This is a genomic window from Gordonia sp. YC-XJ4, from assembly GCF_059511865.1.
In genome coordinates this window covers 2,154,494-2,171,200 of record NZ_CM183447.1, presented here as the reverse complement: position 1 = coordinate 2,171,200, position 16,707 = coordinate 2,154,494, and the positions used below count along the sequence as shown (strand labels likewise).

Below are 16,707 nucleotides of genomic sequence, written 5' to 3'. Positions count from 1 at the left end.
CCGGCCGGAGGCCGGAAGGGATGTCACGGTGCCCCCGGCAGGATTCGAACCTGCGGCCTTCTGCTCCGGAGGCAGACGCTCTATCCCCTGAGCTACGGGGGCTCAACGGGCGGCACTCAGAGTAGCGCACTCCGGTCCGGCAACCCAATCCGGCAGGTCACGACACGCCCACCACGCCGTCCATGCGCACCGAGGACCCGTTGGTCCCCCGCACCACGTGCAGTTGCGCCGGAATCCTCGCGCGCATCTCGTCGACGTGGCTGACGACGCCGACCACCCGTCCGCCCGAACGCAACTCGTCGAGGACGCCCATGACGAGGTCGAGCGCCTCGGGGTCCAGGGAACCGAAGCCCTCGTCGATGAAGATGGTGTCGAGGACGCGGCCACCGGATTCCGCGGACACGACATCGGCCAGTCCGAGGGCCAGGGCCAGCGAGGCGAAGAAGGTCTCTCCACCGGACAGCGTGGTGGCCGCACGAACGGCGCCGGTGTACTCGTCGTGCACCTCGATGCCCAGACCACCGCGGCGACCGCGCGGACCGGCCGCATCGGAGTGGACGAATTCGTAACGGCCCGAGGACATCTGATGCAGCCGAACCGACGCCGCCACCAAGACCTCCTCGAGACGCGAGGCCAGCACATAGGAGTGCAGCGACATCTTGCGCGCGTTCTGGCCGCGCCCGGCGACCAGATCGGCCAGACCCTGCACGCGAGCGTGCCGCTCCCGGGCCGGTGCCAGCACGTCGAGCGCCGACCAGAACTCGGCGACGAGCTCCTCGAGTCGCGTCACCGTTCGGGCGGCCAGGGCGTGCTCACGCGCCGCCGCCTCCTGCCGCCGTTGGGCCTGCGCCAGCGCCTCCGACAAAACGCCGGTGTCGACCGGCTCGGTCGACAGCGCCGCAGCGACATCGGCGTCTGCCATCGTTTCCTGGGCGCCGGCGCGCAGCTCCGCCGCCCGAGAGATCATCGTCTCCCAGGCATCGAGCTGCGCGGGCGTCGCCGCCGCGTCGCGCAGCGCCCCCACATCACTGAATCCGGCTTCGGACAACCGCAATTCGAGTCGACCGGCGAGGTCGTCACGGTGTCGGACCGCGCGGTGCAGGTCGGCTCGCGCATCGCGCAGGGCCCGAGCCCGACGACACAGCTCGGCCAGCTCGGCACGTCGCTCATCGACACCGATCCGCCCGCCGGTGGCCTGTGCGACCTCGTCATCGAGATCGTCGATCTCGCGACGCAGCGTCGAGCGGCGTTCCGCGCGCGCGGACGTCGACGCCGCGAGACGGCCGAGTTCGGTGCGCCAGGTCTCGATCTCGGCATCGATGGCGTTGACGGCGCGTTCGAGGGTCGGGATCGACGCCACCCGGGTCCGGGCGTCGGCGAGCTCACGGTCGAGTGCCTGTCGACGCGATCGCACCACATCCGCGGACTCCTCACCGATCTCCTCCTCGAGGTGCACACGGCGCGCCTCGAGCGTGGCCAGCGCCGTCTCGGCTCGCCTCCGGCGCTCGGCCGCACGATCTTCGGCGGCCGCCGCCGCGGCCTCCGCGGTCTTCGCGACGTCGGTCTGCTCGCCGGCGTCGGCGGGCGCCGGGTGCTCGGTTGATCCGCACACCATGCACGGCTCTCCCGGGGTGAGCGTCGAGGCGAGCTCGGCGGCCATGCCGGCGATCCGACGCTCCCGCAGATCGAGGTGGTGTTCGCGCGCGGCGGTGTGTGATTCACGTGCGGCGAGCACCTCCGTCCGAGCCTGCGTGAGCTCGGCGTCCAGCGCTTGCCGCGCGACGAACGCTGCGACCAGCTCCTCGCATCGTTCGCGGTCGGCGGCGAGCCGTTGCACGTCGGATCTCGCCTCGGATGCGGCCCCCAACGCGGTCACCGCAACCTGACGGCGGTCCGGCGCGGCCTCCAGCATGCCGGTCAGCTCGGCGGTACGGGCTTGTGCGGCAGCCACTTCGGCGTCGAGCCGACGAAGGTCGGTCAGCAGCGTGGGACGCTGTTCGACGCGTCGCGCGAGCGGCTCCCACCGCGCCGACTCCCCGGTCCACCGTTCGATCGCCGCATCGAGATCAGCGTCGGAGCCCGCGAGCGCGGCTCCCTCGGGTAGGTCGGCGAATCCCGCTGCGGCAGAGTCGTATGCGCGGCTCGCGGCGGCCGCAGCCGACGCTGCGGCGTCGTGGTCGTCGGCGAGCGGAATGATCGGTGCCGCGGCGCGAGCTGCCCGCGCCGCGACGCGTGCCTGCTCGAGATCGGCAGCTCCGGCATCGAGCTGAGTCAATCGCGCCTGCGCCTCGAGGCCTCGACGCCGTAACTCCGCCAGCCGATTTCCGTTCGCGAGTGTTGTCTGCGCACCGTCGAGCTCGGCCTGCGCCGCGGCGAGTCGCCGGTGGGCGGACTCGACGGCCTCCCGGGCGTTGGCCAGACACCCTTGCGCCCAGTCGATCTCCGCCTCCGCCGGTGGTTCGCAGTCGAGCACTGCTGCCATCTGACCGGCGATGCGTTCGACCGCCGCCGCCTTCTCACCGAGAGCTGCTTCGGCCTGCCGGGCACGGTCCTTGAGCCACTCCTCGACCCCACCGAACCGCTCGGTGTCGAACAGCCGCTCCAGCAACGCTTCTCGATCCTCGGAGCTCGCGCGCAGGAATCGCGCGAAGTCGCCCTGCGGGAGGAGCACGACCTGGAAGAACTGATCGGCACTCATCCCGAGCAGTCGCGTGATCGACTCACCGATCTCCGGTAGCCGGGTCAGTGCCGGGCCCGAGTCGTCGAGCCAGGTCATCGTGGCCTTTGCCTGGACCTTGGTGGTGCCGGTTCCGCGCTTCTTGGGTCGATGGTATTCCGGTGCGCGCACGATGCGCATCCGTCGGCCACCGATGGTGGCCTCGAGCTCCACTTCCGGAACCTGCTGTGCATCAGCATGATCGGAGTGCAGTCGGCGTCCCTCCTGCCGCGAGCCGGGCACCCTGCCGAACAGCGCGAAGGCCACGGCGTCGAGCACCGAGGTCTTTCCGGCTCCGGTCTGCCCGTGCAGCAGGAACAGGCCGTCGGCACCGAGGGCGTCGAAATCGATCTCGGTGTCCGCGGCGAACGGCCCGAACGCCGTCATCCGTAAACGATGCAGTCTCATCGGCGGCGCCTCACGCCGACTTCGGTTCGGTGTCGAGGGCGAACAGCGCCCACTGCCCTTGATCGGCCTCGATGGCCTCGATGTCAGCAGCACCGACCTCGGCAGCACCGGCCTCGACCACTTCCGGTTCGCCGACGACCTCACGCAGCGCACGCTCGATCAGGTCCCGCTCGGCCGCGGACGGCTCGTCACGGACGTCACCGACGAAGGCAGCGATGATCTCTGCGTCGGTGCGTCCGCGTATGCGCGACCGGTAATCGAGACGACCGAGGGCCTCCGGTCGCTCCCAGTGCACGTGCACCGCGTAGGGGAATCGCTCGCGCAGTCGGCGCATCGCGTCGAGCGGCCGGATGGTGTCGGTGAGCGTCGCCTCGATGTAGTGCTCATGCGCGTCGGCGTACTTCTCGTCACCGAGGAGCTCATCGAGAGTGCCTCGCAGGGAGGACAACCCACGCAGGGCGGGCAGCTCGTGCAGGCGAACGTCGGTCACGCCGTCGGCATCGAGATCGACGAGCCACACGCCCTTGCGATGACTGTTCTCACCAAAGGAGTACGGCATCGGCGAGCCGCTGTAGCGCACCGCCGGGGTGATCTCCTGCGGTGAGTGCAGGTGACCGAGCGCAACGTAATCGATCCCTGAGAACGTATCGGCGGCAACCGTTTCCACCCCACCGACGCTGATGGACCGCTCCGATCCGGTACTGACGGCCCCGCTGACGAACGCGTGGGCGGCGACGACGGTACGCGCGCCGCGTGCGGTGGCGTCGGCGCGCACCCGGTCCATTGCCGCGCCCAGGACGCCCTGATGACCGCACGGGGCATCGATGTCGAAAGCCTTTCGGACGGCGTCGGGTTCGAGGTAGGGAATCCCGTAGAACGCCACCGGGCCGAACTCGTCGTCGAGCAGGACCGGTGTGTCGATGGCAGCCACACTCGTGCGCAGGTGCAGTCCGCCCGCGGCCGCGAATGCCGATGCGGCACCGAGTCGGGTCGGTGAATCGTGGTTGCCGGAGGTGACGACGATCTGCGCCCCGGCGGCGGCGATGTCACCCAGGCCGGCGTCGTAGACGGACACCGCATCCGCCGAGGGAACCGAACGGTCGTACACATCGCCCGCCACCACGACGACGTCGACCGACTCGGCGGCGACGATCGCAGCAATGTCGGCGAGCATCCGACGTTGATCGGAGAGGAGCTCGACACCGTGGAACGTCCGGCCGAGGTGCCAGTCCGAGGTGTGCAGAATCCGCATGTCCAACACCGTACGATCGGCCACCGACAGATCGGGGGAGGCGCCGCGGGGACATCCCGCAGCACCTCCCCCGACCTGGGACGGACTCGGCGAACCGGGCTACGCCGCGCCGGCTCCCTCGACCTCGCCCTTGGAGACCGCGGCCGCCGCGGTGAACGGCGACGCCTGGTGCTTGGGCCGCGTCAGGAACAACGTGGCGAGAACACCGATCAGCAGCACCCCGGCCGGCAGGTACAGCGACTGGCCCATGGCGGTGGCGAACGGCTCACGCACGAACGCGGGCAGCTGACTGACCGCACTGCTCTGCTCGGTGGTGTTCACCCCGGGCAGTTCGGCGGCCAGTCGGGTCTGCATGATGGCGCCGACGGCCGCCGAGCCGATCACCGAACCGATCATCCGGGTGGTGTTGTAGACCCCCGCTCCCGCGCCGGCCTGTTGCCATGGCAGGTTGCGTGTCGCCGTCGCCGCCAGCGGCGCCCAGATGCCCGCCGAGGCGATGCCCATCAGACACATCGGAATGATCAACTGCCACACCGGTGTCGACGGGCGGGCGATCACGCCGACCCAGCCGACGGCGATCGCCTGCAGCAGCAACGCGGTGGCGATGATCGCGCTGGGATGGACCTTGTCGAGGACCCGACCGACGATCGGCGCGAGGATGCCGGTGAGCACCGCCATCGGCACCATCATCACCGCCGAGCGGGTCGGCGACATCCCGCCGACGAGCTGCAGGAAGAACATCACGGGGATCATCAGGCCGGAGATCGCGAAACCCATCGACGCGATACCGATGTTGGAGAGGGTGAAGTTGCGGTCCTTGAACAGCGAGAGCGGCACGAGTGGTTCGGTGCGGATGCGCGACTGCCAGTAGATGAAGACGGCCATCACCGCGATGCCGCCGATGATCAGCACCCAGATCCAGGCCGCCCAGTCGTACTTCTCGCCATCCTGGATGCCGAAGACGAGCGCCGACAGACCGACCGCCGACAGCACCACGCCGATCCAGTCGAAGGAATGGTCGTGGGTGTCGACCGAGGGCACCAGGGTGGCGGCGAGGATCAGCCCGACGATGCCGACCGGCAGGTTCACGAAGAAGATCCACTCCCAACCGAATTGGTCGGTGAGGATCCCACCGAGCAGCGGGCCGACCAGGGTGGCGACACCGGCGACGGTGCCCCACACGCCCATGGCCGCGCCGCGCTTCTCGGGCGGGAAGATCCGGGTGATGAGCGCCATGGTCTGCGGGGTGATCAGCGCGGCACCTATGCCCTGGAGGGCGCGTGCGGCGATCAGTTCACCGATCGAACCGGCGAAACCGCACCACACACTCGCGGCGGTGAAGACGACCAGCCCGACCTGGTAGACGAGTTTGGGGCCGTATTTGTCACCGAGCCGTCCGGTGATCAGCAGCGGTACGGCGTAGGTGAGCAGGTAGGCGCTGGTGACCCACACGATGCCGTTGACGTCGGTGCGCAGGGCGACCTGGATCTCGGGTTGGGCGACGGCGACGATCGTCATGTCGACGAGGATCATGAAGAACCCGACGCACAGCGCCATCAGGGACAGCCAGGGGCGGTTGGTCACCGCCGCCGGGGAGGTGGACGTACTCATTGCGGGGTCACTTTCTGTGGAGACTCTGGGGAGGAGAACATGTGCTGCATGGCGGCATAGGGCGAATCCGGGTCGTCGAGCCATTCGATCTCTCCGGACTCCAGACGGCCGAGAAGACCGGCGAGCCACTCGATCTGGGTCCGCAGGGTGACGATCCGACAGCCGGCGTCGAGGAAGAACATCTCCGGGATGCCCTTGCCCGACGCCCACTCGGCGGCGTCGACGAACTGCGCGAGATCGGCGCGCATCGCCTCGATGCGGGCCGAGAGCAACTCGATCACCCGCGGCCGGGGAAGGGCATGGGCTTCCGACAGCGCGAGGTAGAGCTCGGGATACTCGGGTGAGTGCTGGGCGAGGATGCGCTCGAGATTGACCACGAGCGCCTCCTGTCCGGCCTCGGTGATCGCATAGACGGTGCGTTCGGGCCGGTTGCCCTCGCGTCGGACGTCGTGGACCTCGATCAGTCCGTTCCCGAGAAGCCGGTCGACCGTGTGGTAGAGCGTGCCCGGCCGAAACTTCACCAGGCGATCCTCACGTCGCTCGAGCGTGATCTGCACCATCTCGTACGGGTGCAACGGTTGTTCGGCGAGCAGCCCGAGCACCAGCACCGCCAACGGAGCCAACACATGCTCACCCCCACCGCGACCGGCACCCACGACGCCCACCTTTCGACCCACACCAAATATTCCACGTGGAATATACACCCTGGAGTGTTCGGTGCCAATGTCGTGAGCGCTGATTAGTGTGGTCGTCATGGACACCGACACCACCCCCGCAGCAGCGGGCTCATCCGGCTCGTCAACGTCCGGTACGCAGGGTTCGTACGTCACCGGCGGCCAGGAGTTCGTCCGCGACACCAAATACATCGAGACCCGCATCACCCGGGACGGCCGGGACGGCTATCCCGTCGAGGCCGGCCGCTACCGGCTCGTCGCCGCCCGCGCGTGCCCGTGGGCGAACCGCACGCTGATCGTGCGCCGGCTCCTCGGACTCGAGGACGCCATCTCCCTCGGCCTGTGCGGACCCACCCACGACGCCGACTCGTGGACCTTCGATCTCGACCCCGGCGGTGTCGATCCGGTGCTCGGCATCCCCCGCCTCAAGGACGCCTACGACAAGCGTTTCCCCGGCTACCCCAAGGGCATCACCGTGCCCGCGATCGTGGACATCCCGACCGGCGAGGTCGTCACCAACGACTTCCCGCAGATCACCATCGACTTCGAACTCGAGTGGACCGATCACCACCGCGACGGCGCACCGCAGCTCTACCCCGAGCATCTGCGCGACGAGATCGACGCCGTGAACAAAGGGGTGTACACCGAGGTCAACAACGGCGTCTACCGATGCGGTTTCGCCGGTAGTCAGGACTCCTACGACAAGGCCTACGCACGGCTGTTCACCAAGCTCGACGAGCTCTCCGAACGACTCGCGACACAGCGATACCTGGTGGGCGACACCATCACCGAAGCCGACGTGCGACTGTTCACCACCTTGGCGCGGTTCGACGCCGTCTATCACGGCCACTTCAAGTGCAATCGCACCAAACTCGCCGAGATGCCCGTGCTGTGGGCCTACGCCCGCGACCTCTTCCAGACCCCGGGCTTCGGCGACACCACCGATTTCACCCAGATCAAGCAGCACTACTACATCGTCCACCGCGACATCAATCCCACCGGGATCGTCCCGCAGGGCCCCGACCTGCGCAATTGGCTGACCCCGCACCACCGCGAGGAGCTCGGCGGCGCCCCGTTCGGCGACGGCACCCCGCCACCACCCCCGCGTCCCGCCGAGGTCGTCCCCGCCGAGCACTGGGTGCCGACGTCATGAGCGAGAAGACGACTCCCGCGTCCGGGCGGTCGGTGGAGTTCACCGGCAACATGCTCGACAAGGCGCAGCGGCTGCAGGCACCCGCTGTCGCCAAATATGTTCGGGCGCTTCGGGAGAAGCATCCCGACGACTCCCCCGCCCAGATCATCACCCGCCTGGAGAAGCGCTATCTCACCGCGGTCACCGGGTCCGGGTCGGCGGTCGGCGCGACCGCCGCGGTCCCCGGCGTCGGCACGTTCACCGCACTGGGCGCGATGACCGGCGAGACAGCGCTGTTCCTCGAGGCGTCGGCGCTGCTGGCACTCGCGATCGCCGAGGTGCACGGCATCGGGGTGCATGAGAGCGAACGTCGTAAGACGCTGGTCCTGACCGTCGCCCTCGGCGAGGAGGGCCTGAGCATCCTCGGCCGTGTCGTCGGAACGCAGGGTGGCGCCCTACGCCGACTCGGGCGCGCCTCGGCCCCGAGTGGCGCCTTCGCGAAACTCAACAAGAACCTGATGAACCGGATCGCCAAGAAGTACGCGCTCAAACGCGCTCCGTTGGTGATCGGCCGCCTCCTCCCCGCGGGTATCGGGGCGGTCATCGGCGGAGCGGGTAACCGGGTGCTGGGCAGGCGGGTGATCGCCAATGCGCGCGAGGCCTTCGGTCCCCCACCACAGCACTGGACGCTCGACGGCACCGTTGTCTCCGACCCCTGGTTGCCCCGCGGCAACCCGTGACCGCCTCGACCCGCCGGCCCCAGGTCGATCCACCCGCCACCGGGCCGGTCGTTCCGGAAGCCGGCTCACTCGACGACGGTGGACGCGGCTGGGTGCGCCGTCTGACCGCCGAATGCCTGCAGTACCGCCGGCTCGTGATGGTGACGTTGACGGTCACCCTGGTGGCGGTCGGCGTCGACCTGGTCGCGCCATTGCTCGCGCGCGCGGCCCTCGACCGCGCCACCGGCATCCCCGGTTCGTGGACCATCCCGACGATCGTGGTCGCGATGATCGGCCTCGCGATCGTGCGGTATTTCTGCCAGTTCGGTCGCCGGCTGACCGCGGGTCAGCTGTCGATTTCGGTGCAGAATGCGTTGCGGCTCAAGCTCTTACGTACCTTACTTCATCTCGACGGCGCCACCCAGACCGACATCCGTACCGGCCAGGTCGTTTCGCGGTCGATCTCGGATCTGCAGATCGTGCAGGGACTGCTGGCGATGGTGCCGCTCTCCGCCGGCGCCGCGGTCCAGGTGGTGATCGCGCTGGGCATCATGCTCTATCTCTCGCCACTGCTCACCGTGATCTCGCTGGCGATCCTGCCGATGGTGGCCGTGGTCGTGCTCACCACCCGCCGCCGATTGTTCGCGGCCACCTGGTCGGCGCAGCAGGCCGCCGCCGATGTGGCACAACACGTCGAGGAGACGGTCACCGGCGTCCGCGTCGTCAAGGGGTTCGGGCAGGAGACGCGCGCCGTCGATGAACTCGTCGGACTCGGACGCGATCTCTTCGCCAAGCGGCTGCGTGCGGGCAAGATCAACTCATACTTCACCCCGACCATGTCGGCGATCCCGCAACTCGGCCTGGTCGCGGTCATCGGTGTCGGTGGCTACCTCACCCTCAACGGGTCGATCACCGCGGGCACCTTCCTCGCGTTCGCGACCTACGTCACGACCATGACCACCCTCGCGCGACTGCTGACCAACGTGGTGGTCAGCGGTCAACTCGCCCGCGCCGCGGTGGAGCGGGTCTACGACGTCGTCGACGCACCCACCGACCCCGACGACGCGAACACCGCCGGTCTGCCCGACGGCCCGCTGGGACTGGAGTTGTCCGGTGTGGTGTTCGGCCACGACGACCGCACCGTCCTCGACGGCATCGATCTGCAGATCGCGCCGGGCGAATGCGTCGCCGTCGTCGGTCCGCCCGGATCGGGCAAGTCGACCCTCGCCGATCTCGTCAGCCGCCACCGACGCCCCGACCGCGGGACCATCGCGCTGCTGTCCGGACCGGATTCCTCGACGCGTCATCCGCTCTCCGAACTCTCTGCGGATGCCCTGCACTCGGCGGTGGGCGTCGTCTTCGACGAGCCGTTCCTGTACTCGGACACCATTGCCACCAACATCACCCTCGGCGATCGTCCCGAGCAGTCCCCCACCCCCGGCTCCGGGCCGGTGGCGCCGCGCCTGCTCGCCGCCGCCCGGGACGCCGACGCCCTCGACTTCATCACCGCACTGCCCGACGGATTCGACACCGTCGTCGGCGAGCGCGGCCTCACCCTGTCCGGCGGGCAACGCCAGCGGGTGGCCCTGGCACGTGCGCTCTACGCCGACCCCCGCTTGCTCGTCCTCGACGATGCGACCTCGGCGGTCGACGCCTCCACCGAGTCACGCATCCTGCACCGTCTGCGTGACCGCTCCACCGACCGGCCCACCATGCTGGTGCTCGCGCACCGGCGGTCGACCCTCATGCTCGCCGATCGTGTCGCCGTCCTCGACGAGGGCCGTATCGTCGACGTGGGCACCGTCGCCGAGCTCGAAGAGCGCAGCCCGCGTTTCCGTGCGCTGATGTCGCCGATCCAGTCGATCGCCGACGACGCCGCCGCCACGTTCACCCCGGCGCCGCCGCAACACACCGAGGACCTGTGGCCCGCCGATGCGCCTGCGCCGGAAGAGGATTCGACCACCCGCGCCGGGAGCGCCGCGCCGGCCGGTGGAACCGGGGGCCGCGGCGGTCGGGGCGCGGGGATCGCCGGCGCATTGGGTGCCATGCCCGCCACCCCGGCCCTGCTCGCCTCCGTCGCACGATTGCGGCCCGCCGACGAGGATCCGCGGGTCGACGTCGACGCGATGCGGGTGGAGAATCCGCATTTCTCGCTGTGGCAGATCCTGGCGCCGGTGCGCTGGCTGCTGGCCCTGGCCATCGTGGCGATCGGCGTGGACACCCTCACCGGGCTGGTCTTCCCGTCGTTGGCACGCACCGTCATCGACGCGGCCACCCACACCGACGAACGCACCCTGCTCATCGCGACCGGGATCGGCGTGGGCACCGTCGTGCTCGGCTGGTTCGCCGCCGCGGGCATGACGCTGTACTCGACCCGCGCGGGTGAACGAGTGCTGTTCGGCTTGCGTGTGCGCAGCTACGCGCACCTGCAGCGACTCGGCCTCGACTACTACGAGCGCGAGTTGTCCGGGCGCATCATGACGCGGATGACCACCGACGTCGACGCCCTCTCGACGTTTTTGCAGACCGGCCTGTCGACCGCGATCGTGGCGGTGCTGACGCTGGTCGGGGTCACCGTGGCGATGCTGTTCACCGACCTCGAACTCGGCGCGCTGATCCTGCCGGTGCTGCCGGTCCTGATCGTGGCGACCGTGGTCTTCCGTCGGATCGCCTCACGCGCCTACACGCGCTCCCGAGAACTGGTCAGTGCGGTCAACGCCGACTTCCAGGAGAACATCGCCGGCATCAAGACCACCCAGGCCTACCGCAACACCGCCCCGGCCACCCGCCGCTTCACTGGGCTGACGTTGGACTGGGTACGCGCGCGAATGACCTCGCAGCGGGCGATCTCGGTCTACTTCCCGTTCATCACGTTGTGCAGCGATCTGGCGACCGCGGCGACGATCGCGGTCGGCGCGCACCAGATCACGACGGGCGCGTTGTCGGCGGGCACCCTGGTCGCCTTCATCCTCTACTTGTCGCTGTTGTTCGGTCCTGTACAACAACTTTCACAGGTTTTCGACGGTTATCAGCAGGCGGTCGTCGGTCTGCGGCGCATCGCCGACCTCTTGCGTACCGAGACGACCGTCGCCGAACGCAGCGATGCCATCGATCCCGGGGGTGCACGGTTCACCGGTGACGCGCGCCTCGACGACGTCGCGTTCCGGTATTCGGGGGCGAGCGTCGACGCGCTCGGCGGCATCGACCTGCACATCCCCGCCGGCACCTCCCTGGCATTGGTGGGCCGTACCGGCGCCGGCAAGTCCACGATCGTGAAACTGCTCGCCCGGTTCTACGACCCCACCGACGGTGTCGTGCGGATGGACGGCACCGACATCCGCCGGTTCACGCTGCGCGGCTATCGCCGCCACATCGGCATCGTGCCGCAGGAACCGCACCTGTTCACCGGCACCGTCGCCGACAACATCGCCTACGGGCGGCCCGACGCCGACCGCGAACAGATCGCCGCCGCCGCCGCCGCGGTCGGTGCCACGACGATGATCGCCGGTCTGCCGGGCGGCATGCGGCACCCGATCGGCGAGCGCGGGGCCGGACTGTCGTCCGGGCAGCGACAGCTCATCGCGCTCGCGCGAGCCGAGCTCGTCGAACCCGACCTACTCCTGCTCGACGAGGCGACGGCCACCCTCGACCAGGCGACCGAGGCGATGGTGCTCGCCGCCGGCGACGCGGTGACCCGCAGCCGGACGTCGGTGATCGTCGCGCATCGCCTCGCGACCGCGGCGCGCGCCGATGTGATCGCGGTGGTCGACGGCGGCCGGATCGTGGAGATGGGAACACACGACGATCTGCTCACGTTGGCCGGTAGGTACCGCGCGTTCTGGGATGCCGGTGTCGACCCGGACGCCGACGGTATCGAACCTGCCGACGAACTCATCCGCTGAGTTCACCGGCGCCCGGCGGCGACCCGACGACGTGCGCCCTCGGTGAGGTGGGACTCACGACGTCCACAGCGTGGTGGGCGCGTACCATCGGCAGGTGGTTCACGACGATCTTCACAAGAGACTTTCGTCGTGACGTGGCGACCCGACACCTTCAGGGAATTGAGGCGAGAAACCGCTGTGAGCAGTTCGACATCCGAAACCGACTTCGGACAGAACGAATGGCTGGTCGAGGAAATGTACCAGCAGTACCAGAAGGATCCGAACTCGGTGGACCCGAGTTGGCACGACCTTCTGAAGAACTACACACCGAACGGTGGCGACACCGGCGCGAGCGGGTCGTCGAACGGGACCGGTGCCCGCGCCGCATCCGCGAACGGCGCCGCCGGCAACGGCTCGGCGTCCGCCCCGGCCCAGCCCAGCCCCACCAAGCCCAGCCCGACCAAGCCCAGCACTGCCAAGCCCAGCCCAGCCACGTCGACCGACTCCCAGCCCGCCCCGCAGCGCAAGCAGGGCGTGACCCTCGATCAGGGTCCCGAGCCGCGTGCGACGAGCACCCGCAAGACCCCCGCCCGCGAGGCGTCGGCGACCAAGGCCGCCTCCGGCCGCAGCGTCGCCAGCCGCGACGGGTCGTCGCAGTCGCAGAAGGATCGCCCCGCCAAGGAGCCGGTGGCCAAGCCCGCGGCGTCGGCGCCCGCGGCCACCGAGGACGAGACCAAGGTGTTGCGCGGACCGGCCGCCGCCATCGCCAAGAACATGGCGGCGTCGCTGCAGATCCCCACGGCCACCAGTGTTCGCGCCGTTCCGGCGAAGCTGATGATCGACAACCGCATCGTCATCAACAACCATCTCGCCCGCACCCGTGGCGGCAAGATCAGCTTCACCCACATCCTCGGCTACGCGATCGTGCAGGCGATCAAGTCGTTCCCGAACATGAATCGACATTTCGCCGAGGTCGACGGCAAGCCGAACGTCGTCACCCCGGCCCACACCAACCTCGGCCTGGCCATCGACCTCGTCGGCAAGGACGGCAACCGCACGTTGGTGGTCGCCGCCATCAAGAAGTGCGAGACGATGGGGTTCGCCGAGTTCTACACCGGCTACCAGGACATCGTGCGGCGCGCCCGCGACGGCAAGCTCGGCGCGGAAGACTTTGCGGGCGTGACGGTTTCGCTCACCAACCCCGGCACCATCGGCACCGTGCACTCGGTGCCGCGGCTGATGAAGGGGCAGGGCGCGATCATCGGCGCCGGCGCGATGGAGTATCCGGCGGAGTTCCAGGGCGCCAGTGACGAACAGATCGCCGAGCTCGGCGTCGGCAAGCTGATGACGCTGACGTCCACCTACGATCACCGCATCATCCAGGGCGCGGAGTCCGGCGATTTCCTGCGCCGCATCCACGAGTTGCTCCTCGACGACGCGTTCTACGACGAGATCTTCACCGCCTTCCACATCCCCTACGAGCCGATCCGGTGGCGTCGGGACATCCCTGCGGGTGCGGTCGACAAGAACACCCGTGTGCTCGAGCTGATCGCGGCATACCGCAATCGCGGCCATCTGATGGCCGACATCGACCCGTTGATGATGGACAGCGATGCGCGGACCAGCCATCCCGACCTCGACATCCTCACCTACGGCCTGACGCTGTGGGACCTCGACCGCACGTTCAACGTCGGCGGCTTCCACGGGCAGCAGAAGATGAAGTTGCGCGATGTGCTGTCGATCCTGCGTGACGCCTACTGTCGCCACGTCGGTGTCGAGTACACCCACATCCTCGAACCCGATCAGCAGCGCTGGCTGCAGGAGCGGGTCGAGATCAAGCACGTCAAGCCCCCGGTGGCCGAGCAGAAGTACATCCTGTCCAAGCTCAACGCGGCCGAGGCCTTCGAGACGTTCCTGCAGACCAAGTACGTCGGGCAGAAACGCTTCTCGCTCGAGGGCGCGGAGTCGGTGATCCCGATGATGGACGCGGTGATCGACCAGAGCGCCGAGCACGGTCTCGGTGAGGTCGTCATCGGCATGCCGCACCGTGGTCGCCTCAATGTGCTGGCCAACATCGTCGGCAAGCCGTACTCGAAGATCTTCACCGAGTTCGAGGGCAATCTGAATCCGTCGCAGGCCCACGGTTCGGGCGATGTGAAGTATCACCTCGGTGCCGAGGGCAAGTACTACCAGATGTTCGGCGACAACGAGATCAACGTCTCGCTGACGGCCAACCCCAGTCATCTCGAGGCGGTCGACCCGGTACTCGAGGGTCTCGTGCGCGCCAAGCAGGATCAGCTCGACGAGGACCAGCAGTTCTCGATCCTGCCGCTGATGCTGCACGGCGACGCCGCATTCGCCGGCCAGGGCGTCGTGCCCGAGACGCTGAACCTGGCGATGCTGCCCGGCTACCGCACCGGTGGCACCGTGCACATCGTGGTCAACAATCAGGTGGGCTTCACCACCGCGCCCGAGCACTCACGGTCCTCGGAGTACTGCACCGACGTCGCGAAGATGATCGGTGCGCCGATCTTCCACGTCAACGGCGACGACCCGGAGGCCTGCGTGTGGGCCGCCAAGCTGGCCGTGGACTACCGCGAGACCTACCACAAGGACGTGGTGATCGACCTCGTCTGCTTCCGCCGTCGCGGCCACAATGAGGGCGACGACCCGTCGATGACCCAGCCGGCGATGTACGACGTGATCGACACCAAGCGCGGGGTCCGCAAGTCCTACACCGAGGCCCTCATCGGTCGTGGTGACATCTCCACCAAGGAGGCCGAGGACGCCCTGCGCGACTACCAGGGTCAGCTGGAGCGGGTGTTCAACGAGGTCAAGGAGCTCGAGAAGTTCCGTCCCGAACCGTCGGAGTCGGTCGAGGCCGATCAGCCGCTGCCGCAGAAGTTGGTGACCGCCGTCGACAAGTCGGTGCTCGCCGAGATCGGTGACGCGTTCTTCAACGTGCCCGAGGGCTTCGATCCGCATCCGCGTGTCAAGCCGGTGCTCAAGCGTCGTCATGAGATGTCCACCGAGGGTGGCATCGACTGGGCGTTCGCGGAGTTGCTCGCCTTCGGATCGCTGGTCATCGAGGGCCGTACGGTGCGCCTGTCCGGCCAGGACTCGCGTCGCGGCACCTTCACCCAGCGCCACTCGGTGCTGATCGACCGGGAGAACGGGTCGGAGTACACCCCGCTGAACCATCTGACACCGCGCGACGGTGAGTCCCTCGGCCGCTTCATGGTCTACGATTCGCCGTTGTCGGAGTTCGCGGTCGTCGGTTTCGAGTACGGCTACTCGGTGGGCAACCCGGACGCACTGGTCCTGTGGGAGGCGCAGTTCGGCGACTTCGTCAACGGCGCGCAGTCGATCATCGACGAATTCATCAGCTCCGGCGAGGCCAAGTGGGGCCAGCGCTCCGACGTGGTGCTGCTACTCCCCCACGGCCATGAGGGCCAGGGCCCCGACCACACCTCCGGTCGTATCGAGCGTTTCCTGCAGCTGTGCGCCGAGGGATCGATGACCGTGGCGCTGCCGTCGACGCCGGCGAGCTACTTCCACCTGCTGCGTCGTCACGTCCTCGACGGCATCAGCCGCCCGCTGATCGTCTTCACCCCGAAGTCGATGCTGCGCAACAAGGCTGCGGTGTCGCCGGTCGAGGACTTCACCGAGGACAAGTTCCGCTCGGTGATCGACGACCCGCACTTCGCCGCCAAGGGTTCCGACGCCGACCGCGACAAGGTCAAGCGCGTGCTGCTGGTCAGCGGCAAGCTGTATTACGAGCTCGCCGCGCGCCGTGAGAAGGACGAGCGGGACGACATCGCCATCGTGCGCGTCGAGCAGCTCTACCCGGTGCCACATCGCCGGCTGCGCGACACCCTCGAGCGCTACCCGAACGCCGAGGACTTCGCATGGGTGCAGGAGGAGCCGGCCAACCAGGGCCCGTGGCCGTTCCTGGGTCTGTGGTTGCCCGAGTTGCTGCCGGACCTGCTCAAGGGTCTGCGCCGGCTGTCGCGGCGTCCGATGTCGGCGCCGTCGTCGGGGTCGAGCAAGGTTCATGCCGTCGAGCAGGCCGAGATCATCGACGGGGCTTTCGCCTGACGTTCTTCGAACCGCGAGAGGCCGTATCCGGGAATTTCCCGGGTACGGCCTCTTTGTCATCGCTGCCGTCTTTGTCACTGCCGTCGGGTTGCGGGCCGCGACCAGACCGGAGAGGGCCGTTGAAATCGAACAAACGGGACGAATCGTCTACCCTTGGTAGACTTGTATCGTAAGAAGAAACAGGCGGGTGACACTGGCGCAACACTGCGCGCGTTT

8 protein-coding genes and 1 tRNA gene are annotated in these 16,707 nt (G+C 68.3%); 4 read left to right on the top strand and 5 right to left on the bottom strand.

Features of this window, described 5'->3' with window-relative positions:
• Nucleotides 1-29: 29 nt before the first annotated feature.
• From AC5ZH6_RS09555 to AC5ZH6_RS09535, 5 genes are all read right to left on the bottom strand, one after another.
• Nucleotides 30-102, bottom strand: a tRNA-Arg gene (locus AC5ZH6_RS09555).
• A gap of 55 nt (nucleotides 103-157) precedes the next feature.
• On the bottom strand, nucleotides 158-3,124 hold the full coding sequence (locus tag AC5ZH6_RS09550; protein WP_006368547.1) for an AAA family ATPase: 2,967 nt from the start codon (nucleotides 3,122-3,124) through the stop codon (nucleotides 158-160).
• 10 nt (nucleotides 3,125-3,134) lie between these two features.
• The gene (locus AC5ZH6_RS09545; protein ID WP_006368548.1) at nucleotides 3,135-4,376 is read right to left on the bottom strand and encodes an exonuclease SbcCD subunit D; all 1,242 of its coding nucleotides are present in this window, start codon (nucleotides 4,374-4,376) and stop codon (nucleotides 3,135-3,137) included.
• A gap of 99 nt (nucleotides 4,377-4,475) precedes the next feature.
• Nucleotides 4,476-5,987 carry an MFS transporter gene (locus AC5ZH6_RS09540; RefSeq protein WP_006368549.1) on the bottom strand — a complete coding sequence of 504 codons (1,512 nt, stop codon included), beginning with the start codon at nucleotides 5,985-5,987 and terminating at the stop codon, nucleotides 4,476-4,478.
• Nucleotides 5,984-6,652: a PadR family transcriptional regulator gene (locus AC5ZH6_RS09535; RefSeq protein WP_014359615.1), complete on the bottom strand. Its 669-nt coding sequence runs from the start codon at nucleotides 6,650-6,652 to the stop codon at nucleotides 5,984-5,986. The genes AC5ZH6_RS09540 and AC5ZH6_RS09535 overlap by 4 nt, the downstream gene beginning before the upstream one ends.
• A gap of 88 nt (nucleotides 6,653-6,740) precedes the next feature.
• On the opposite strand from AC5ZH6_RS09535, the gene AC5ZH6_RS09530 reads away from it, so the two are divergent.
• The 4 genes from AC5ZH6_RS09530 to AC5ZH6_RS09515 all read left to right on the top strand — a co-directional run bounded on the left by AC5ZH6_RS09530 (nucleotide 6,741) and on the right by AC5ZH6_RS09515 (nucleotide 16,491).
• Nucleotides 6,741-7,814: a glutathione S-transferase family protein gene (locus AC5ZH6_RS09530; protein ID WP_006368551.1), complete on the top strand. Its 1,074-nt coding sequence runs from the start codon at nucleotides 6,741-6,743 to the stop codon at nucleotides 7,812-7,814.
• On the top strand, nucleotides 7,811-8,533 hold the full coding sequence (locus AC5ZH6_RS09525) for a hypothetical protein (RefSeq protein WP_006368552.1): 723 nt from the start codon (nucleotides 7,811-7,813) through the stop codon (nucleotides 8,531-8,533). Before AC5ZH6_RS09530 ends, AC5ZH6_RS09525 begins: the two co-directional genes overlap by 4 nt.
• Nucleotides 8,530-12,414, top strand: coding sequence for an ABC transporter ATP-binding protein (locus AC5ZH6_RS09520; protein WP_020171657.1), 3,885 nt, complete (start codon nucleotides 8,530-8,532; stop codon nucleotides 12,412-12,414). The genes AC5ZH6_RS09525 and AC5ZH6_RS09520 overlap by 4 nt, the downstream gene beginning before the upstream one ends.
• Before the next feature lie 234 nt (nucleotides 12,415-12,648).
• On the top strand, nucleotides 12,649-16,491 hold the full coding sequence (locus AC5ZH6_RS09515; RefSeq protein ID WP_006368554.1) for a multifunctional oxoglutarate decarboxylase/oxoglutarate dehydrogenase thiamine pyrophosphate-binding subunit/dihydrolipoyllysine-residue succinyltransferase subunit: 3,843 nt from the start codon (nucleotides 12,649-12,651) through the stop codon (nucleotides 16,489-16,491).
• The last annotated feature ends 216 nt before the right edge of the window (nucleotides 16,492-16,707 follow it).

Bases quoted from the DNA above. Each gene is read 5' to 3' on its own strand.
- AC5ZH6_RS09530 (WP_006368551.1), top strand. From the start codon at position 6,741: ATGGACACCGACACCACCCCCGCAGCAGCGGGCTCATCCGGCTCGTCA.
- AC5ZH6_RS09515 (WP_006368554.1), top strand. From the start codon at position 12,649: ATGTACCAGCAGTACCAGAAGGATCCGAACTCGGTGGACCCGAGTTGG.
- AC5ZH6_RS09525 (WP_006368552.1), top strand. From the start codon at position 7,811: ATGAGCGAGAAGACGACTCCCGCGTCCGGGCGGTCGGTGGAGTTCACC.
- AC5ZH6_RS09545 (WP_006368548.1), bottom strand. From the start codon at position 4,376: ATGCGGATTCTGCACACCTCGGACTGGCACCTCGGCCGGACGTTCCAC.
- AC5ZH6_RS09550 (WP_006368547.1), bottom strand. From the start codon at position 3,124: ATGAGACTGCATCGTTTACGGATGACGGCGTTCGGGCCGTTCGCCGCG.
- AC5ZH6_RS09540 (WP_006368549.1), bottom strand. From the start codon at position 5,987: ATGAGTACGTCCACCTCCCCGGCGGCGGTGACCAACCGCCCCTGGCTG.